This window comes from Tsukamurella sp. USMM236, assembly GCF_037148755.1.
Taxonomy (GTDB): Bacteria; Actinomycetota; Actinomycetes; order Mycobacteriales; family Mycobacteriaceae; genus Tsukamurella.
Map to the genome: position 1 here is coordinate 77,348 of NZ_JBBCSS010000003.1, position 18,262 is coordinate 95,609.

Below are 18,262 nucleotides of genomic sequence, written 5' to 3' on the forward strand. Positions count from 1 at the left end.
CAGGATAGGGCAAGCTGGATTCATGGCTGAACTGCACGAAGATCGGCGCCGCGCCCTCTCCTTCGGGGCGATCGCCGACGACTACGACCGGCTCCGCCCGCGCTACAGCGACGTCACGCTGGACGCGATCGCGACCGGTGGCACCGCCCTCGACGTCGGCGCCGGGACCGGGATCCTCGCCCGGCAGCTGCGGGACCGCGGGCTGGACGTCCTCGCCGTCGAGCCCGACGGTGCCATGGCAGCGGTCGCGCGCGAGTCGGGCGTCCCCGCCGAGGTCGCGACCTTCGAGGAGTGGGACGCGCGGGGCCGCACCTTCGACCTGGTGACCTTCGGCCAGTCCTGGCACTGGGTCGACGCCGAGACCGCGGTCCCGCGGCTAGCAGGCCTGCTCAACCCGGGCGGCCGCGTCGTCCTTCTGTGGAACAAGCTGCGGCCGACGGCACCGTCGAACGACGACCTGCGGGCAGCGAGCGAGGACTACGTCAACGTCGAGGCGGCGGGCGCGGGCACGGCCCACGACCAGATGTTCGCGATGGCGGAGCTGCGCGGCCGGTTCGAGGCCGCGGGCTTCACCGTCACCGAGCGCGAGGACTCGTGGACCGAGACGCAGGAGAAGGACCGGTGGCTGGACCTCGTCTTCACCTACTCGGGCCACTCAACCCTGCCGGACGACCGCCGGGTCGCCCTGCGAGCCGCGCTCGCCGAGGTCATCGGCGACGGCGACGTCGAGCTGGCCGCCGGCACCATCGCCCTCATCGCCGAGCGGTAGTGGCGCGGGCCTGCGCAGCATCCCCAGCAGGCAGCCGGCGATGACGATCCCGGCGCCCGCCAGCGCGAGAGCGGTGGGGTGCTCGCCGAGCACCACCGCGCTCGCCGCGATGCCGACGACGGGGACGAGGAGCGTCGCGGGCGCGACCGTCGAGGCGGGGTAGCGGGCCATCAGCGCGCCCCACAGCCCGTACCCGACGACGGTGCTCAGGATCGCGATGTAGGCGACGCCCAGCAGCGCGAGGCGACCGTCGACACCGTCGAGGCTGTGCGCCAGTGCCTTCCAGCCGGTGGTGGGGCCCTCGACCGCGGCGCTGAGCGCCAGCATCGGCAGGGGCGGGATGACCGACATCCAGAGCGTGAAGCGGAAGGGCTCCGACGGTGCCGCCAGCCGCTGTCCGATGTTGCCGAACGCCCAGCTGAGCCCGCCGAGGAGGGTGAGGATCACGCCGAGCACCCCGACCCCGGCTGCGGCGTCCGCGCGGTCGGCGATGATCAGGCCCATGCCGACGACGGCGATCCCGATGCCCGCGATCTGTCGGACGGTCAGCTTCTCGTGCAGCAGCACGGCACCGAGCAGCACGGTGAAGGGGGCGGACGACTGCAGCACCAGCGAGGCGAGGCCGGTGGGCATGCCGATGTGCATCGCGGTGAACAGCAGGCCGAACTGGAAGGTGCCCGAGCCGATGCCGTACAGCAGCAGCCACTTCACGGGGCCCTTCGGCGGCCGCACGAAGAGCAGCACGGGGAGGGCCAGCACGAGGAACCGCAGCGCGCCGAGGAACAGCGGCGGGAAGTAGTCGAGGCTGTAGCGGATGGCGAGGAAGTTGAGGCCCCACAGCACGACGACGGTGAGGGCGACGAGGCGGTGACGGGGGCTCATGAACTCCACTGTCCCGGCCCCGGACAGGAAGAACAATCGAATACTTCTTGAGTGTCCATGTAGCGGCGCTACACGGATCTGGAATCACGCGGCGCGCAGCACTGCCCCGCGCGGGGTGGGGTCGCTAGCTTCGCGGCATGACCTTCGCTCTGCGTGACCGCACCGTCGTCCTCATCGGGGGAGGCAGCGGAATCGGCCTGGCCGTCGCCCGTCTCGTCGTCGCGGAGGGGGCCCGGGTCGTGCTGGGGGGACGCTCGCAGGAGCGGCTCGACGGTGCCGTCGCCGAGCTCGGTCCCGCCGCGACCGCGAGGACGGTCGACACCGCCGACCCGGAGTCGGTGGGGGCCTTCTTCGCCGGGATCGATGCGGTCGACGCGCTGTTCACCACGGCGGCCACCTACACCGTCGGGTCGTTCCGGGACCTTTCCGTCGAGGACGCGCGCAGTCCCTTCGAATCGAAGTTCTGGGGCCAGTACCGCGTGGTCAAGGCGGCGCTGCCGAAGCTCACCGCCGACGCCGCGGTGGTGCTCACTTCGGGTGCGGCCAGCGTGCGTCCCGCGGGTCCGGCGGCGCCGTACGTCGCCGCGAACGCCGCGATCGAGGGCCTCGCGCGCGGCCTGGCCGTCGAGCTGGCACCCGTGCGCGTCACCGCGATCGCGCCGGGCACCGTCGACGGGAATCTCTGGGCGGGCAGGCCGCCGGAGGTGCGCGACGCGGCCTTCGCGCACATCGAGCGCGAGGCCGTGCTCGGGAGGCCGGGGACCGAGGAGGAGATCGCCGCCGCGGTGGTCCACCTGTTCACGAACACCTACACGACGGGCTCGACGCTGTACGTCGACGGCGGGTACGCCCTGCGCTGAGCCCCGCGTACTCTCGGTGCGCATGGACGTGCATCGCTTGCGGATCCTGCGTGAGCTCGCCGATCGCGGCACGGTCGCGGCGACGGCCCGGGCGATGGATATGACGCCTTCGGCGGTGTCCCAGCAACTCAAGGTGCTCGCGCGCGAGGCGGGCGTCGACCTGCTCGAGCCCCACGGTCGCCGCGTGCGCCTCACCGACGCCGGGCTGGCACTCGTGGTCCGCGCGGAATCCGTTCTGGGCGAACTGGACCGGGCGCGCGCGGAGATGGACCGCTACCGCTCGACGCCGATCGGCGTGGTCCGGCTGACGCTCTTCCCGTCGGCGGCCGAACTCCTCCTGCCCGGCGTGCTGCGCCGCACCGCCGCCGCGGGCATCCAGGTGGCCGCCGCGGACGCCGACCTGCCCGGCACGGAGCTGCCGGCGATGCTCGCCGACGCGGACGTGGTGGTCGCGCACCGCGACGAGCGGGCCGCGCCGCTCGGCGGACCCCGAATCGCCTCCCGCGTCCTCATGCGCGAGCCGATCGACCTGGTGGTGCCGGTCGACCACCCGCTCGCCGAGGCCGGCCGGGTCGACGCGGCGCAGCTCGCGGATCTGGACTGGATCAGTGTGCGCGACGGCTTCCCCGTCGACGACGTGCTCCGTTCCCTCGCGACCATCACCGGAGTGCAGCCACGGGTGGTGCAGCGGATCAACGACTTCCACACGATCCAGGCGATGGTCGCGGCCGGTCTCGGCGTAGCGCTGGTCGCGCGCCACGCCGTGACGCATCCCGGCGTGCGCAGCCTGGAGATCGTCGGTGTCCTCGCCGCCCGCATCCTCGAGGTGGCGACCCGGCCCGGCGCCGAGCGGCGGCCCGCGGTGGCCGCTGTGCTCCGCGCGCTCGACGAGGAGGTCGCGGCGGTGAGTTGACGCGGACGTCAAAGTCATCCCATGATTCCGGGGATGACGTCGCACCCGCACGACCCCGTCCCCGCCCCGCTCCGGGCCGTCGGCGTCCTGACCTGCGCGGCCGCCCTGATCACGATGGGCATCTGCCTGCGCCTGATCTTCGGCAGCTCGTCCGCGGTGCTCGACGAGATTCGCGACGCCTACGGCCTCAGCGGCGCCGAGGTCGCGCTGCTCACCACCGGCCCCGTGATCTGCCTCGGCCTGTTCTCGGCCGCCGCACCGCGCCTGGCCCGCCGCTACACCGCGGTCGTGGTGGCGACGGTGGCCGTCACCATGATCGCGATCGGCAGCGCCCTCCGGATCGCGCCGAGCTGGGCCGTCCTGCTCGGCGGCACGATGCTCGCGGGCGCCGGCATCGCGTTGGGGAACGTGCTCGGGCCCGTCCTCGTGCGGATCTTCTTCCCCCACCGCATCGGACTGATGACGGGCCTGTTCACCTCGATGGTCTGCCTCTCCACCGGCTTCGCCTCGGCGCTGACGGTTCCCGGTGCGACGGCCCTCGGCGGCAGCTGGCGCGGCTCGCTCGCCCTCTGGGCGATCCCGTCGCTGGTCGCCGCCACGCTGCTGGTCGTGGTCACGGTGCGGTACCTCAGGTTCCGCCGGACCGTCCCCGAGGACGACGGTGCCGACGCCCGCGGCGCGGCCCGGACGGTGCTGCGCAGCCAGGTCGCGTGGGCGGTCACCGGGTTCATGGGACTGCAGTCGCTGCAGGCCTACGCCCTTATCGGGTGGATCCCCACGATCTACCGCGACCGCGGGATGTCCGCGGAGGCCGGCGGCGCGATGCTCGCGATCGGCGGCCTGCTCAGCGTGGTGACCGCGCTGACCTTCCCGCAGTGGGCGGCGCGGCGCCGCGAGCAGCGGATCGTCGCGGTCGCGGCAGTCGCGCTGCAGGGGATCGGCGTCCTCGGCGTCCTCGCCTTCGGGAACGGCCTCGGCGCGTGGATCGCGAACATCTTCGTCGGCTTCGGCCTGGGCGCGATGATCTCGCTCGCGGTCACGATGATGAACCTGCGCGCCGCCACCACGTCCGAGGCGGTCTCGCTCTCGGCGATGTCGCAGACCGTGGGCTACCTCTTCGCCGCCTGGGGTCCGATGCTCATGGGCGTCCTGCACGGCGTGCGCGGGGACTGGACCCTCCCGCTGATCACCCTGCTGGTGCTGCTGATCCCGCTTCTGCTGTGCGGGATCGTCGCGGGCGGCGATCGGACCGTTGGAAGCGCAGGAATTGTCCGGCCGACGTGATACTGATCTTGGGTGCTTGAACCCGCGCTCTTGAATCATGATCTGGATCTGGCGTCCCTGGCCCTGGTGGACGTCGAGACGACGGGCCTCCCGCCTGAGCGGCACAGAGTGTTGTCGATAGCGGTCGTCCTCCTCGATTCCAGCGGACGGATCGAATCCGAGTTCCACACCCTCATCGACCCCGGTTGCGATCCGGGACCAGTGCACGTCCATGGTTTGACGAGACAGGTGCTCGCCGGCGCGCCCGCATTCTCCGAAGTTCTTCCCCGCGTGGCCGGCATGATTCGGCAACGCACGGTCGTCGCGCACAACGCGGCGTTCGACATGGCGTTCCTCGATGCTGAGTTCCGACGCTGCGGTGGAGAGATGCCTGTGGTCGACCGGATGTGCACCCTGGCCCTCGCTCGTCGGGTGGCCCCACCGACCGTCGACTGTCGTCTGGGCACTCTGGCCGTGCACTACGGCGTGCCTCAGCGGCGCGCGCATGACGCTCTTGAGGACTCGCGTGTGCTCGCTGGAGTCCTGCTTCGCCTCCTCGCGGATGCATCGCTGCTCGGGGTGAAGCCCCCTGTGGTTCCGAGCGCACCCGCGACGAAGCCGAGCGGCGCAGCGCCTTTCGAGCCGTCTCGACTGGGGCCAAAGCCGCCCTGTGCATTCCGGAACCCGGGACGTCTGGAGACCGTCCTGGTTCAGGGGATGAAGGTAGCGATCACGGGCGAAACGGCATCGTCTCGGCTCGAACTGACCGCGGCCGGCGACCGTGCGGGCCTGGACATGGTCGGTTCAGTGAGTCGGCACACGAGCCTGCTCGTCGCCCACCGGCACGATGGTGATTCGCGGAAGGTGAGGGCTGCCGTTGCGCACGGCACGCCGATCGTCCGCGAAGCGGACTTCCTCAGGCTCCTCGCCAACATCGTGCCCGGCATTCCCAAGTCGAGCCCGGCTCTGCGGGAAGCGACGCCGGCAAGGACGCAGGAGAGAAAGCCCGCAGCGGGGCCCGGGCCGCTCGCCGGCCGACGGATCCTCGTCCTGGGCGGCGATCACCGCACGGCCGGAGACATCCGGTCCCGCGTGGCGGAGCGGGGAGGCTCTGTCGCAGTCAATCTGTCGAGATCGGTGAGTGACGTGATCGTTCTCGACAACGGCGATCGGGACCCGCGCTTCGCGAAGATCGTAGTCCTCGGTTTGCCGATTCACGGACCGGAACTGGTTCGAGGAGAAGCGACGACAACTGCGCCTGAGATGGCAGCCGTGCCCGATACGCACGCAGTGGGCGATTTCGTCGTCCCAAGGGAGCTCTCCCGCGGACAAGTGGTGGATCTGCCGGTGGGAGATCGAGGGGCGGAGTGGACGTTCCGAGTCACCTGGGCGGAGACCACTGGGTACGCAGTCGACGTCGTCGCGTTCGTCCTCGACGACGAGGAGCTGGTCTCGGGCGACGAGGACATGGTCTTCTTCAACCAGCCGATTACGCCGGGTGTGCGGCTCCAGGTGAACAGTGCCAGCGATCACGGTGTCGCCGTGTGCCTGTCCGAACTACCCGACCAGGCGCGGCGGGTCGTGATCGCCGCCGTCGTCGACGGCGACGACGTCCACTTCGGTGACGTAGGAGCCATTGAGGTCGAAGTCTCTTCGGGCGATGACGGCGCGACCGTCATGAGAGGCACTCTCGACGCCGCCACCACGGAACGATCTTTGCGTCTGGTCGAGGTGTATCTCCGCAACGACGTGTGGCGGTTGAGGTCTGTCGGCCAGGGTTACGAGTGGGGTCTCGCCGACTTGGCCACCTCGTTCGGCGTGGATGTCGACTGATCGCGGAGCCACTGCGAGCGCGCGCGCAGCTGCGGCGCACGGGAACGGCCGATCGCGGAGTGACAGGACGGCGCCGCCGCCGGATCGTGATCCGGCGACGGCGTGTCAGGGGCGGTCAGATCTCGCGGCCGGCGCTGTGGCCGCCGTCGATAACGTACTCGCCGCCGTTGACGAACGACGCCTCGTCGGAGGCGAGGTACACGATGAGCCCCGACACCTCCTCGGGCTGGGCGAAGCGGTGCAGCGTGTTGCCCGTGGTGTCCTCGTCGCTCACCTCCATGATGGACGTGATGAGCGGCGTCTTGATCGCGCCGGGGTGCACGGAGTTGACCCGGATCCCGCGCTCCGCCAACTCGATCGCCGTCGATCTGGTGAGGCCGCGCAGGCCCCACTTCGAGGCGCTGTAGGCGTGATAGCCCGTGTAGCCCTGGATTCCGGCCGTGGAGGACACGTTGATCACCGACGCGGGCGCCGCGAAGGTCAGCGCGGCCAGGGCCGCCCGCATGCCCAGGTACGGCCCGGTCAGGTTGATCGCGATCGTCCGGTTCCACTGCTCCGGCCTGTAGTCCTCGAGCGGGCCGATGCTGTAGATGCCCGCATTGTTCACGAGGACGTTCAACAGGCCGTAGGTCTCGACGGTGTGGTTCACCGCGGCCTCCCAGCCGGCGGCATCGGTGACGTCCAGGTGGACGTACGACGCGGCGTCTCCGAGCTCCGCGACGAGCGCGCGACCCGTGTCGTCGGCGATGTCCGCGACGACCACCTTCGCGCCCTCCGCGACGAACGCGCGGACGTGAGCCGCACCCATTCCCATTGCGCCGCCCGTGATCAGGGCGACCTTCCCGGCCAGACGATCCGTCACGCCACTTCCTCTTCCGTGAGAGCCTCTGCGTCGGTGAGGACGAAGCCGCGGTAGCCGTCGGCCGCCACGTCATCGCACCGGTCGCGGTAGTCGACCAGTCCGCCGGAGTACATGAGTGCTTGCTGTGCCTTGCCCGCGATATTGGCACCGCGGTACCAGGAATTGGTCTTGCTGTAGAGCGTCATCGCCATCGCGGCCTCGACCTGCTCGCCCCACTGTCGCTCGGATTCGGGCAGTGCCTCGATCTCGACGACACTGGATTCGCGCAGGTCGGTCAGGCAGCGCACGATCCACTCGACGTGCTGCTCGATCGCGGCGAACATGTTGACCAGGACCGACGGGCTCTGCGGCCCCGTGATGGTGAACAGGTTCGGGAACCCGGACGTCGCCAGGCCGAGGTAGGTGTGGGCGCCGTCGGCCCAGGAGTCCTTGAGTGAGACGCCGTCCCGGCCCCGGAAGTCGATCCGGGTCAGGGCGCCGGTCAGGTTGTCGTAGCCGGTGGCGTAGACGATCACGTCCACCTCGTGGAGGCCGGACTCGGTACGCACACCGGTCGGGACGATCTCGACGATCGGGTCCTCGCGGAGGCTCACGACGTCGGTGTTCGGGCGGTTGAACGTGGCGTAGAAGTCGGTATCGGTCACGATCCGTTTGCCGCCGATCGGATAATCGGTCGGCGTCAGGGCGCGCGCGGTCGCGGGATCGTCGACCACGGCGGCGATCTTGTCGCGGACGAACGCGGCCATCAGCTCGTTCGCGTCCAGGTCCAGCTGGACGTCGGAGAAGGCGGTGAGGAACAGGTTCCCGCCCAGCTTCCACGCCTGCTCGAGGACGGTGGTGCGCTTGGGCTCCGGCGTCGCGAGGATGGCGTCGCCGGCCATCGGGAGATTGATGCCGGAGAAGGTCCGGCGCTTCTGCTCCGCGAGCACCGCGTGATTCTTCTTCGCGAGGGTGATCTCGTCGGCGCACAGCGCGCGGTTGCGCGCGGGGACCGTGTACGCCGGGGTGCGCTGGAAGACCGTGAGGTGCCCGGCCGCGTCGGCCAGGTGCGGAATCAGCTGCACGCCGGACGATCCGACACCGATGACCGCAACGCGCTTGCCCGTGAAGTCGACGCCCTCCGCCGGCCAGCGGCCGGGGTGGTAGGTCTCGCCCCGGAAGGACTCCGCGCCCGCGAACGGCGGGACGCTGGTCGCCGAGATCGACCCGGCGGCGGTCACCACGAACCGGGCGGTGGTGACGGCACCGTCGGACGTGGAGACCCGCCAGGTGGACGACTCCTCGTCGAACCGCGCACCGTCGACCCTGGTCTCGAAGGTGATGTGCCGCCGCAGGTCCAGGCGGTCGGCGACCCACTCCGCGTACGCGAGGATCTCCGGCTGGGTCGCGTAGCGCTCGGTCCAGGTCCACTCGGTGGCGAGCTCCTCGCTGAACGAGTACTGGTAGTCGAGGCTCTCGACGTCGCAGCGGGCGCCGGGGTAGCGGTTCCAGAACCACGTTCCGCCGACGCTGGTGCCGGCCTCGAACGTGGCGACGGTGAAACCCTGTTCCCGCAGGGCGTGCAGGGTGTAGAGGCCGGCGAACCCGGCCCCGATGACGACGACGTCGACGTCCCGGTTCATGCGTGTGCCTCCTCGGCGATGGCGGTGACGGCGCGGGCGAGTGCCGCGCAGAGGTCGGAGTTCTGGCGCTGCGAGACGGCGGCGGACACGGCCACCCCCGACGAGCCGTGGAACGTCCCGGCGTACATGTGCACCTCGGTGGGGACGTCGGCGTGGGCGAGCCGGCGGGCGTACTCGAGGCCCTCGTCGCGCAGCGGATCGAACTGGTTCACGGTGATGAACGCCGGGGGCAGGCCGCGCAGGTCGGTCGCGCGGCCGGGGGCGGCGTACGGCGTGGCGGGGGCGCCGGCGAGGTAGCCCGCCCAGCTCAGCTCCGCGTTGCGCCGGTGCCACAGCAGGGCATCGGGGTAGTCGCGCATCGACTCCGTGTCGATCCGGTCGTCGATGACGGGGATGTCGAGCAGTTGGAACGCGACCCGCCGGGCACCGGTGTCGCGGTCGTGCAGGGCGAGGCCGGCGGCGAGCGCACCGCCCGCGCTCTGGCCGCCGACGGCGATCCGGCCGGCGTCGACGCCGAGCTCGCCCGCTTCGGTGGCGACCCAGGCGAGCGCCGCGCGGGCGTCGTCGAAGGCGCCGGGGAAGGCGGTCTCGGGGGCGAGCCGGTACTGCACCGAGACGCCGACGGTGCCCGCCTCCTGCGCCGCCCGGCACAGGAACGGCAGCGATTCGGCGGCGTCGCCGATGACGAAGCCGCCGCCGTGCAGCCACACCAGGGCCGGGCGCGGACCGTCGGCCGGCGCCGTGGGGGTGACGACGTAGACGTCGACGGGCGGCGCACCGTCGAGCCCGGGGGCCGTGCGCGCCTCGATGCGGACGCCCGGGCCGGGCTCGAACGACGGTGCGGCCGACGCGGCGGCGGCGAGGCCGGCGCGGGTCCCGTCGACGTCGGCGACGTCCACCCGGGGCAGATAGGGGATGACCGGGGCGACCTCGCGGTCGTAGGGGTGAGACATCGTCGTCCTCTCTCTGACGGGACGCCTTCGGTGACGTCGAGTCGTGTCACTAGACACAGTGTCTAGCGAAATCGAAGGTAGCAGGAATGTGTCCTGCGCCACAACCGTCGTTCGAAAGCGGGCGGTATCACCTCGGTAGAGTCACGGACCGTGACCGAAGCCGAATCCTCCGGAGTGCCGCGGTCCAACCTGCGCGACGTGCAGCGCGAGACCACGCGGGCGCTGCTGATCGAGGCCGCGGTCCGTGTCTTCGCCCGGGACGGTTACGCGGGGGCGACGGTGAACGCGATCAGCGCCGAGGCCGGCGCCAGTCGGGCCACGTTCTACCTGCACTTCCGGACGAAGGCGGATGTGCTACCGGAGTTGGTCGCGCGGTCGGGGCACCGGCTCCTGGGGAGGTATCTCGACCTGGGGCCCCTGATCGATCCGCCCGATCGTGCGGCGCTCGAGGGATGGGTGCGGGAGTCGATCCGACGGTGGCCGGAGATCGAGGACGACATGCGTCCCGTCTACGAGGCGGCGGACGCCGACCCGGAGCTGTTCGGGCGCCTGTTCCCGGACGACCTGCCCGGTAGTGCGAACCTCGCGGAGGCGCTCGGCGCGGCCGGCATCGGCGTCGACGCGGAGGACACGGCGATGCGGGCCGCCGTGATGCACGCGCCGATGTACTACCTGCTCCGGAGGCACCTCCGGCGCGAGCAGTTCGATCCTGAGCGCGCGGCGATCGCCATCGCCGCCGCGTGGATGGGAGTCCTGCGGGACCGCTGACGTTTCCGCGTCCGCGGCGGTCGCGCCGTCAGCTCTCGACGGCGTGCAGACCGGCCGGCAGGAACCGTAGGAGCAGGTCGCGGGCGGCGGAGGAGTCGCGGTCGACGAGGTGGGTGAGCTGGACGCCCTCGTAGAGCGCGATCGCGTACCGGGCGAGCGTCGTGGCGTCGTCCGGCCCGACGAAGCGGGCGAGTGCGGCGGACAGGCGCTCGCGGAGAACGGCGTCGCGGACGGTGAGCCGGCGCGCGGCCTCGGGGTCGCGCGCCGCGTAGATGGTGAACTCCGTCGAGAGCAGGGCCCAACGGCGTTCGTCGGGCTCGTCGGGCGCGGCCGCGCGCGCGGCGCCGGAAATGGCTCCGTCCAGCGAGTCGGCTCCGTCGATCACTGCGGTGATCCGGCCGACCTGATCCTCGGCGTGCCGGTCGAACAGGGCGTAGAACAACGCTTCCTTGCCGGAGAAGTTCGAGTAGAAGGCGCCGCGGGAGAGCTCCGCGCGGGCGCAGATCTCGTCCATCGAAGCGGCGTGGAACCCGCGCTCCGCGAACACCTCCAGCCCGGCGTCGAGGAACCTCTCGACGGTCCGCGCGCGCGTGCGCTCGCCCTTCGCCATGTTCCACCTCGAATCCGTTGACCGCGCCGATGCTCCGTGCAAGGATAGCGATAACTAGAACAATCAGTCTATTTATGGACGAGGAGGCGGCGTGAGCGAGGAACGATCGCAGGTCGCAGGGTTCGAGCCGGATGCGATCGTCGTCGGCGCCGGACTTGCGGGCCTGGTGGCCGCGTACGAGCTGAGCCGGGCCGGGCGCCGCGTGCTGGTGCTCGACCAGGAGAACCGCAACAACCTGGGCGGCCAGGCGTTCTGGAGCCTGGGCGGCCTGTTCCTGGTGGATTCGCCCGAGCAGCGGCGCCTCGGCATCAAGGACTCCTTCGAGTTGGCGTGGCAGGACTGGACGGGTTCGGCGGGCTTCGACCGCGAGGACGAGGATCGTTGGCCCCGGCAGTGGGCCCGCGCCTACGTCGAGTTCGCGACGCACCGCAAGCGCGACTACCTCCGACGCCTCGGCCTCGGCTTCACGCCCGTCGTCGGCTGGGCCGAGCGGGGCGGCGGCGCCGCCGACGGCCACGGCAACTCGGTCCCCCGCTTCCACCTCACGTGGGGCACGGGCCCCGAGGTGGTCCGCGTCTTCCGCGAGCCCGTCGAGCGCGCGGAGGCGCAGGGCCTGGTGCGCTTCGCCTTCCGGCACCGCGTCGACGAGCTCCTCACCGCCGACGATGGTGCCGTCGTCGGCGTCCGCGGCGCGGTGCTCGAGCCGACCGACCTGGACCGCGGCGTCGCGAGCGGGCGGGAGACCGTCGGCGCGTTCGAGTTCCGCGCACCGACGGTGCTCGTGACCTCCGGCGGGATCGGCCACAACTTCGAGCTCATGGAGAAGTACTGGCCCACCGAGCGACTCGGCCCGTTCCCGCAGCACATGATCGCCGGCGTGCCCGCGCACGTCGACGGCCGCATGCTCGCGATCTCCGAGGCGGCGGGCGGGAACATCGTCAACCGGGACCGCGTGTGGGCCTACACCGAGGGCATCCACAACTGGGACCCGATCTGGCCCGACCACGCGATCCGCATCATCCCCGGACCGTCGTCGTTGTGGTTCGACGCGAACGGCAACCGCTTCGGGGCCCCGGACTTCCCCGGCTTCGACACCAACTCGACGATGAAGGCGATCCTCGGGACCGGCTACGACTACTCGTGGTTCGTGCTCACCCAGACGATCATCGAGAAGGAGTTCGCCCTCTCCGGCTCCGAGCAGAACCCGGACATCACCGAGAAGGACATCAAACTCGCACTGGGGCGGGTGAAGTCGAAGGGCGCCCCCGGCCCCGTCGAGGCCTTCAAGCAGCACGGCGAGGACTTCATCGTCGCGAACACCCTCGAGGAGTTGGTCGCGGGCATGAACCGGATCGGCCGCGGCGGGCACGTCGACATCGAGCACCTGCGCACCCAGATCGAGGCGCGCGACCGCGAGACGGCCAACGCCTTCAGCAAGGACGCCCAGCTCCAGGCGATGCACAACGCCCGGAACTACCTGGGCGACAAGGTGGTGCGCGTCGCCAAGCCGCACCGGATCCTCGACCCGGCGCACGGGCCGATCATCGCCGTCCGCCTGAACATCCTGTCCCGCAAGACCCTCGGCGGGCTCGAGACCGACCTCTCCGCGCGCGTCCTCGGGTCCGACGGTGCGCCCGTCCCCGGCCTGTACGCCGCCGGTGAGGTCGCCGGGTTCGGCGGCGGCGGTGTGCACGGCTACAACGCGCTGGAGGGTACATTCCTCGGCGGATGCATCTTCTCGGGCATGACGGCGGGCCGCGCCGCGGCCCTCGCGACGAGCGATCGAACCGGAGGTACACGGGCATGAGCGGACGTACGGCACTGGTGACCGGAGCCACCTCCGGCATCGGCTACGAGACGGCGAAGCTGCTGGCGCAGAAGGGCTACCGGGTCCTCGGCACCAGCCGCAACCCGGAGGCGATTCCCGCCGACAAGCGGATCCCCGGCGTCGAGTACCTGGCTCTCGACCTCGCCGACCGCGACTCGGTGGCCGCGTGTGCCGCGGCCGCGGGCACCGTCGACATCGTCGTGAACAATGCGGGCGAGAGCCAGTCCGGGCCGCTCGAGGAGCTCCCCGCGGACGCGGTCGACCGGCTCTTCCAGACGAACGTCTTCGGCGCCGTGCAGCTCACCCAGCGGCTGCTGCCCGCGATGCGCGAGCGCGGATACGGCCGCGTGATCATGGTGGGCTCGATGCTCGCCAGCTTCCCGCTCGCCTACCGCGGGTCCTACGTCGCGGCCAAGGCCGCGCTCAAGGGCTTCGCCTCGGCGGCACGGCAGGAGCTCTCGCCTTTCGGCGTGCGGGTCTCGACCGTGGAGCCGGGCTCCATCGCCACGGGGATCGGCGAGCGGCGCACCAAGTACGTCGCCGACGACTCCGTGTACCGCGCCGACTTCGACACCATGATCGAGAACCTCGACGCCAACGAGCGGGCGGGCATCACGCCGGCGCAGGTCGCGGAGGTGATCGTGAAGGCGATCGAGTCCGACAAGCCGCGCGAGTTCTACGCGGTGGGCAGCAACGCGCCCCTCGTCTTCCTGCTCAAGCGTCTGGTCCCGGTCGAGGTGGTCTCCAGCATCGTCGCCCGCAGGCACGGCCTCAAGCGGTAGACGTCCCGGATCCTCGGGACATCCGTCCCTGGCGGCGACAAGGAACTACTACATAACGTCGTAGTAGAACACTCCTGCTGCCCGAGGATCGATGCCCATGCTCACCGAAGCCCAGATCGCCGTCGTCCGCGACTCCCTGCCCGCCGTGGGCGCCGCGATCGACGAGATCACGCCGATCTTCTACCGCCGCCTGTTCGAGGCGCACCCCGACCTGGAGCGCGACCTGTTCAACCGCGGCAACCAGGCGGTGGGTGCCCAGCAACGCTCGCTGGCCGCGTCGATCGCGATGTACGCCACCGCCGTCGTCGACGAGGAGCTCTCCGCGCGGTCGATGCTCGAGCGGGTCGCGAACAAGCACGCCTCGCTGGGAGTGTCCCCGGCGCAGTACCCGGTCGTCCACGAGCACCTGTTCGCGGCGATCGCGCAGGTGCTCGGGGACGCCGTCACGCCCGCGGTGGCGGAGGCGTGGAGCGCGCTCTACTGGCAGCTCGCCGACGAGCTGATCACCCTCGAGAAGGGGCTCTACGGTGCGGCCGGGGTGAGCCCCGAGACGGTGTGGCGCACGGTGGTGGTGGACGAGCGTCGCCAGGAGACCCCGCACACCGTCGCCTTCGTGCTCGCCGACCCGTCCGGCGATGCGCTGCCGGACTTCCTTCCCGGGCAGTACATCTCGGTCGCTACCCGGCTGCCCGACGGCGCGCGCCAGATCCGGCAGTACAGCCTGTCCGGCGCGGGCGAAGGCCGGTGGCGGATCGGCGTGCGGCGCGACGGCGCGGTCTCGTCGTACCTCCACGAATACGCGTTCGAAGGGGCACGCCTGCAGGTCTCGCCGCCCTTCGGCGACATCGTGCTCGACAGCGACCCCGCCACCCCGCTGGTGCTCGCCTCGGCGGGCATCGGGATCACCCCGGTCCTCGGCATGCTCCACCACCTCGCGGAGGAGGGCGGCGCGCGCCGGGTGATCGTGGCACATGCCGATCGCACCCGGGCGACCCACGCGCACCGGACCGAGCTGAACGAGCTCGTCGGCCGCATTCCGGGCGCCGCGCTGCACACCTGGTACGACGCGCTGCCCGACGGGTACCCATTGGGCGAAGCGGAGTCCCGCGGCCGGATCGATCTGAGTGGCCTCCCCATCCCGCCCGACGCCCATGCCTACCTCTGCGGCCCGCTGCCGTTCATGACCGGCGCGGCCGCGCAACTCGAGGGCGCCGGCGTCCCACGCGAGCGGGTGTGGTTCGAGGCCTTCACGCCTACCGTGTGATCGCGGCCTGAAGGATCCGCGCCGCCTCCGGGAATCGTTCCGGCTGCGGCCCGGCGTAGGCGAGGCGCAGGTGATTGCCCGTCGGTTCAGCGGGGAACCACTCGTCGCCGGGCCCGACGACGAGGCCGCCCCGTCGGCAGCGGTCGACCACCGCGCCGAGATCCACGTCGCCGGGCAGCCGCGCCCACAGGGCGAGGCCGCCGCGCGGGACCGCGTCCACGGCCACCGCGGGCGCGTGTTCGTGCAGCGAGCGCAGGAGCAGATCGCGCCGCTCACCCAGCTGGCGGCCGAGCCGGCGCAGGTGGGTGCGCCAGGCCGGAGCGGTCACCACGTCGAGCGCGACGGCCTGCAGCACTCCGCTCACGTACATCGCGTCCGCCTGCGTGTCGGCGAGGATCCGGTCCCGCGCCGGACCGCGCGCGATGACGGCGGCGACCCGCACCGCGGGGGCCACGCTCTTGCTCAGCGAGCGGATGTAGACCACGTGACCGGCATCGTCCCGGGTCGCGATCGGGACCGGCTCGACATCGATCCCGAAGTCCCGCGCGTAGTCGTCCTCGATGAGGAAGGCGCCGGCGTCGCGGACGGCGTCGAGGATCGCGGTGGCCCGCTCGGAGTCCCAGACGGCCCCCGTCGGGCTCGCGAATCGCGGCTGCGCGTAGAAGGCCCGCGCCCCGGTCTCGGCGAGGACGCGCCGCACGACGTCGGGATCCGGGCCCGACGGTCCGCTCGGTACCGGCACGACGTCGATGCCGGCCTGCTCCGCCGCCAGGATCGCGCCCCAGTAGGTCGGCGATTCCATGACGAGGGGGCGGCCCGCGCCCACGAGGGCGCGGAACGCGGTGAGCAGCGCGCCCTGGCTCCCCGGGGTCACCACCACGTCGCGCGCACCGACGGGGCCGACTCCGGCGGGCGTGAGCGCGGCGAGCTCCGCGGCGAACCAGGATCGCAGTTCGGGGAGCCCGGCGACCGGCGGACGCCCCAGCAGCGCCTCGCTCCGCGAGGCGCGGGCAAGGGCTGGGCGCACGAGCCGCTCGGGTAGCAGTTCGCGTGCGGGATAGCCCGAGTGCAGGCCGATGGCGTCGCCGTCCGAGGGTTGCAGGGCCGTGGGCGCAGCGGGGGTTCGGCGGCCCGCGGCGCCGAGCGCCGCCGTCTGCCAGCCGACGTCGACGGGGCGGGCGGCGCGCTCCACCCGCGCGAACGTGCCTATGCCGGGACGTGTTTCGATGGCTCCCGAGGCCGCGAGGGAGCGCAGCGCCTGCTGGACGGTGACGGGGCTGATTCCGTGCTCGGCGACCAGTGCGCGGGTCGACGGCAGCTTGGCCCCGGGCGGGGCGGCCGCGATCCAGGCCCGCAGCGCTGTCGTCAGCCGCACGGCACTGCTATCGTTGGACATGAAAGACCATGATAGCGCTACTCTCGAGCGCGCGGCAGTGATACCGCCGTCGGGCCCGGCACGGTCCGGGCTGCTGTGGGGCCTGCTCGGGGTGCTGGCCTTCTCCTTCACGGTGCCGTTCACCCGCGTCGCGGTGTCCGACGGTGGCCTCCCGCCCCTGTTCGTCGGCGCCGGCCGCGCCGTGATCGCCGCGTTGCTGGCCGCGATCGCGCTGCTCGTGACGCGGCAGTCGCTCCCGCGCGGACGGCAGTGGGTCCGCGTGGGGGTCGTCGCGCTCGGCGTGGTGATCGGCTTCCCGGTGCTCACCTCGTTCGCTCTCACGACCTCGTCGGCGTCGCACGGCGCCGTCGTCATCGCCGTGCTACCGGCTGCGACCGCGGTCGCAGCCGTGTGGCGTACGGGGGAGCGGCCGCCGTCGGCCTTCTGGCTGGCGGCGGCCGTGGGGGCGGCGTGTGCCGTTGCCTTCGCCGTGGTGCAGGGAGGCGGGATCGGCACGCTGCGCCTGTCCGACCTGCTGCTGTTCGGCGCGGTGATCGCGGCCGCGATCGGCTACGCGGAGGGCGGCCTGCTCGCCCGCGAACTCGGTGCGTGGCAGACGATCTCGTGGGCCCTCGTCGTGGCCGCGCCGGTCATGCTGGCGCTCACCGCCTTCGGCGCCCGCGACGGCGTGAGCGGCACGGCAGCCGCGTGGTGGTCCTTCGCGTACCTCGGCCTGGTCAGCATGTTCCTCGGCTTCTTCGCCTGGTACCGCGGGCTCGCGATCGGCCCGATGGCCACCGTGAGCCAGGTCCAGCTGGTACAGCCCGTCTTCGGGATCGCCTGGGCGGCGCTCCTGCTCGGCGAGCCGATCGGCTGGTCGACGGTGCTCGGCGGCCTGGCCGTCATCGCCGCCGCGGCCCTGGCGGTCCGCACCCGCGCGCGAACCCGGTGATCAGCGCAGGGCGAGCAGTTCGCGGACGGTGACGAAGCGGAAGCCGTCCGCGCGCAGTCGCTCGATGATCCGGGGCAGTGCCTCGCGGTCGGCTCGGCATTCGTCCGCGCAGAAGGGGTGCAGCAGCACGATCGAGCCGGGCCGTGTCCGCTCGACGGTGTAGCGCTCGATGCCGTCGGCGTCCCCGGCATGGAGGGTATCGGGCTCCACGTCCCAGGTGACCGTCGTTACGCCGCGCCGGGACAGCTCCCACGGGAGGACGAACAGCTTCTTGCCGTACGGAGGGCGGAACGTGATCGGACCGTCGTACCCGGTGGCCCGGATCGCCGCGTCCGTGCGGTCGAGTTCGGCCCGCACGAAGCCGGGCGTCTCGTTGGTCCCCACCATCCGCCGGTGACTGAAAGTGTGGTTGCCCAGCTCGTGGCCCTCCGCCACGATGCGGCGTCCGAGGTCCGGGTGGCGCTCGAGCTCGGACCCCAGCGCGTAGAACGTTCCCTTCACGTCATAGCGTCCGAGCGTCTCGAGCACCTCCGCGGTGGCGTTCGTCGGCGCGTCGTCGAAGGTCAGCGCCACGACGGGCTCCGTGGTGTCCACGCGGTCGACGAGGTCGCCGAAGAACTGGAACGAACGCGACTTGCTCACCTGCAGTAGGCCGTACAGCACGGCGGCCGTGCACAGGAGCACGGCCGCCGTGATGATCAGGCGTTTGCGGACGGTCCGCACCGG

General features: G+C 71.5%; 17 protein-coding genes. 10 read left to right on the plus strand and 7 right to left on the minus strand.

Going from position 1 to position 18,262, the window contains the following annotated elements; genetic code table 11:
• Positions 1 to 22 precede the first annotated feature (22 nt).
• Positions 23 to 769 carry a class I SAM-dependent methyltransferase gene (locus WFK95_RS11480; protein ID WP_224650741.1) on the plus strand — a complete coding sequence of 249 codons (747 nt, stop codon included), beginning with the start codon at positions 23 to 25 and terminating at the stop codon, positions 767 to 769.
• Here WFK95_RS11480 and WFK95_RS11485 read toward each other — a convergent pair.
• Positions 656 to 1,651 (minus strand): EamA family transporter, encoded by a 996-nt coding sequence (locus WFK95_RS11485; RefSeq protein WP_336670782.1) that lies wholly within the window; start codon positions 1,649 to 1,651, stop codon positions 656 to 658. The genes WFK95_RS11480 and WFK95_RS11485 overlap by 114 nt on opposite strands.
• A 137-nt stretch (positions 1,652 to 1,788) precedes the next feature.
• Between WFK95_RS11485 and WFK95_RS11490 the strand changes: the two genes are divergently transcribed.
• The 4 genes from WFK95_RS11490 to WFK95_RS11505 are packed head-to-tail and all read left to right on the plus strand — an operon-like array spanning position 1,789 to position 6,520.
• Positions 1,789 to 2,511 carry an SDR family oxidoreductase gene (locus tag WFK95_RS11490; RefSeq protein ID WP_336670783.1) on the plus strand — a complete coding sequence of 241 codons (723 nt, stop codon included), beginning with the start codon at positions 1,789 to 1,791 and terminating at the stop codon, positions 2,509 to 2,511.
• 22 nt (positions 2,512 to 2,533) lie between these two features.
• Complete coding sequence (locus WFK95_RS11495) at positions 2,534 to 3,424, plus strand: LysR family transcriptional regulator (RefSeq protein WP_224650734.1); 891 nt, start codon at positions 2,534 to 2,536, stop codon at positions 3,422 to 3,424.
• Between the two features lie 33 nt (positions 3,425 to 3,457).
• Positions 3,458 to 4,708: an MFS transporter gene (locus WFK95_RS11500; protein WP_336670784.1), complete on the plus strand. Its 1,251-nt coding sequence runs from the start codon at positions 3,458 to 3,460 to the stop codon at positions 4,706 to 4,708.
• Between the two features lie 12 nt (positions 4,709 to 4,720).
• The gene (locus WFK95_RS11505; protein WP_336670785.1) at positions 4,721 to 6,520 is read left to right on the plus strand and encodes a TerD family protein; all 1,800 of its coding nucleotides are present in this window, start codon (positions 4,721 to 4,723) and stop codon (positions 6,518 to 6,520) included.
• A gap of 115 nt (positions 6,521 to 6,635) precedes the next feature.
• Here WFK95_RS11505 and WFK95_RS11510 read toward each other — a convergent pair whose 3' ends face one another.
• The 3 genes from WFK95_RS11510 to WFK95_RS11520 are packed head-to-tail and all read right to left on the minus strand — an operon-like array spanning position 6,636 to position 9,957.
• The gene (locus WFK95_RS11510; protein ID WP_336670786.1) at positions 6,636 to 7,382 is read right to left on the minus strand and encodes a glucose 1-dehydrogenase; all 747 of its coding nucleotides are present in this window, start codon (positions 7,380 to 7,382) and stop codon (positions 6,636 to 6,638) included.
• Entirely contained in the window at positions 7,379 to 9,004 is a 1,626-nt protein-coding gene (locus WFK95_RS11515) for a flavin-containing monooxygenase (RefSeq protein ID WP_336670787.1), read from the minus strand. Before WFK95_RS11515 ends, WFK95_RS11510 begins: the two co-directional genes overlap by 4 nt.
• Positions 9,001 to 9,957, minus strand: a complete 957-nt coding sequence (locus WFK95_RS11520; RefSeq protein WP_336670788.1) for an alpha/beta hydrolase — start codon at positions 9,955 to 9,957, stop codon at positions 9,001 to 9,003. Before WFK95_RS11520 ends, WFK95_RS11515 begins: the two co-directional genes overlap by 4 nt.
• A 150-nt stretch (positions 9,958 to 10,107) precedes the next feature.
• Here WFK95_RS11520 and WFK95_RS11525 point away from each other — a divergent pair, with 150 nt between their 5' ends.
• Positions 10,108 to 10,725 (plus strand): TetR/AcrR family transcriptional regulator, encoded by a 618-nt coding sequence (locus tag WFK95_RS11525; protein WP_336670789.1) that lies wholly within the window; start codon positions 10,108 to 10,110, stop codon positions 10,723 to 10,725.
• Between the two features lie 28 nt (positions 10,726 to 10,753).
• On the opposite strand, the gene WFK95_RS11530 is transcribed toward WFK95_RS11525, so the two are convergent.
• Entirely contained in the window at positions 10,754 to 11,335 is a 582-nt protein-coding gene (locus WFK95_RS11530) for a TetR/AcrR family transcriptional regulator (protein WP_336670790.1), read from the minus strand.
• A 91-nt stretch (positions 11,336 to 11,426) separates the two neighbouring features.
• Between WFK95_RS11530 and WFK95_RS11535 the strand changes: the two genes are divergently transcribed.
• From WFK95_RS11535 to WFK95_RS11545, 3 genes are all read left to right on the plus strand, one after another.
• A complete protein-coding gene (locus tag WFK95_RS11535; RefSeq protein ID WP_336670791.1) occupies positions 11,427 to 13,142 on the plus strand; it encodes an FAD-binding dehydrogenase in 1,716 nt (571 codons plus the stop codon).
• The gene (locus WFK95_RS11540; protein ID WP_224650704.1) at positions 13,139 to 13,945 is read left to right on the plus strand and encodes an SDR family oxidoreductase; all 807 of its coding nucleotides are present in this window, start codon (positions 13,139 to 13,141) and stop codon (positions 13,943 to 13,945) included. Before WFK95_RS11535 ends, WFK95_RS11540 begins: the two co-directional genes overlap by 4 nt.
• 97 nt (positions 13,946 to 14,042) lie before the next feature.
• Complete coding sequence (locus tag WFK95_RS11545) at positions 14,043 to 15,209, plus strand: globin domain-containing protein (RefSeq protein WP_336670792.1); 1,167 nt, start codon at positions 14,043 to 14,045, stop codon at positions 15,207 to 15,209.
• Here the strand turns inward: WFK95_RS11545 and WFK95_RS11550 are convergent.
• Positions 15,199 to 16,605, minus strand: a complete 1,407-nt coding sequence (locus WFK95_RS11550; protein WP_336670793.1) for an aminotransferase-like domain-containing protein — start codon at positions 16,603 to 16,605, stop codon at positions 15,199 to 15,201. The genes WFK95_RS11545 and WFK95_RS11550 overlap by 11 nt on opposite strands.
• On the opposite strand from WFK95_RS11550, the gene WFK95_RS11555 reads away from it, so the two are divergent.
• A complete protein-coding gene (locus WFK95_RS11555; protein ID WP_336670794.1) occupies positions 16,604 to 17,536 on the plus strand; it encodes a DMT family transporter in 933 nt (310 codons plus the stop codon). The two genes, WFK95_RS11550 and WFK95_RS11555, sit on opposite strands and share 2 nt — an antisense overlap.
• Here the strand turns inward: WFK95_RS11555 and WFK95_RS11560 are convergent, their stop codons facing one another.
• Entirely contained in the window at positions 17,537 to 18,259 is a 723-nt protein-coding gene (locus WFK95_RS11560; protein WP_224650695.1) for a polysaccharide deacetylase family protein, read from the minus strand. It lies immediately after the preceding gene.
• Positions 18,260 to 18,262 lie beyond the last annotated feature (3 nt).

Coding starts and splice junctions, on each gene's coding strand:
- WFK95_RS11480 (WP_224650741.1), top strand. CDS start 23: ATGGCTGAACTGCACGAAGATCGGCGCCGCGCCCTCTCCTTCGGGGCG.
- WFK95_RS11485 (WP_336670782.1), bottom strand. CDS start 1,651: ATGAGCCCCCGTCACCGCCTCGTCGCCCTCACCGTCGTCGTGCTGTGG.
- WFK95_RS11490 (WP_336670783.1), top strand. CDS start 1,789: ATGACCTTCGCTCTGCGTGACCGCACCGTCGTCCTCATCGGGGGAGGC.
- WFK95_RS11495 (WP_224650734.1), top strand. CDS start 2,534: ATGGACGTGCATCGCTTGCGGATCCTGCGTGAGCTCGCCGATCGCGGC.
- WFK95_RS11500 (WP_336670784.1), top strand. CDS start 3,458: ATGACGTCGCACCCGCACGACCCCGTCCCCGCCCCGCTCCGGGCCGTC.
- WFK95_RS11515 (WP_336670787.1), bottom strand. CDS start 9,004: ATGAACCGGGACGTCGACGTCGTCGTCATCGGGGCCGGGTTCGCCGGC.
- WFK95_RS11520 (WP_336670788.1), bottom strand. CDS start 9,957: ATGTCTCACCCCTACGACCGCGAGGTCGCCCCGGTCATCCCCTATCTG.
- WFK95_RS11530 (WP_336670790.1), bottom strand. CDS start 11,335: ATGGCGAAGGGCGAGCGCACGCGCGCGCGGACCGTCGAGAGGTTCCTC.
- WFK95_RS11540 (WP_224650704.1), top strand. CDS start 13,139: ATGAGCGGACGTACGGCACTGGTGACCGGAGCCACCTCCGGCATCGGC.
- WFK95_RS11545 (WP_336670792.1), top strand. CDS start 14,043: ATGCTCACCGAAGCCCAGATCGCCGTCGTCCGCGACTCCCTGCCCGCC.
- WFK95_RS11555 (WP_336670794.1), top strand. CDS start 16,604: ATGAAAGACCATGATAGCGCTACTCTCGAGCGCGCGGCAGTGATACCG.
- WFK95_RS11550 (WP_336670793.1), bottom strand. CDS start 16,605: ATGTCCAACGATAGCAGTGCCGTGCGGCTGACGACAGCGCTGCGGGCC.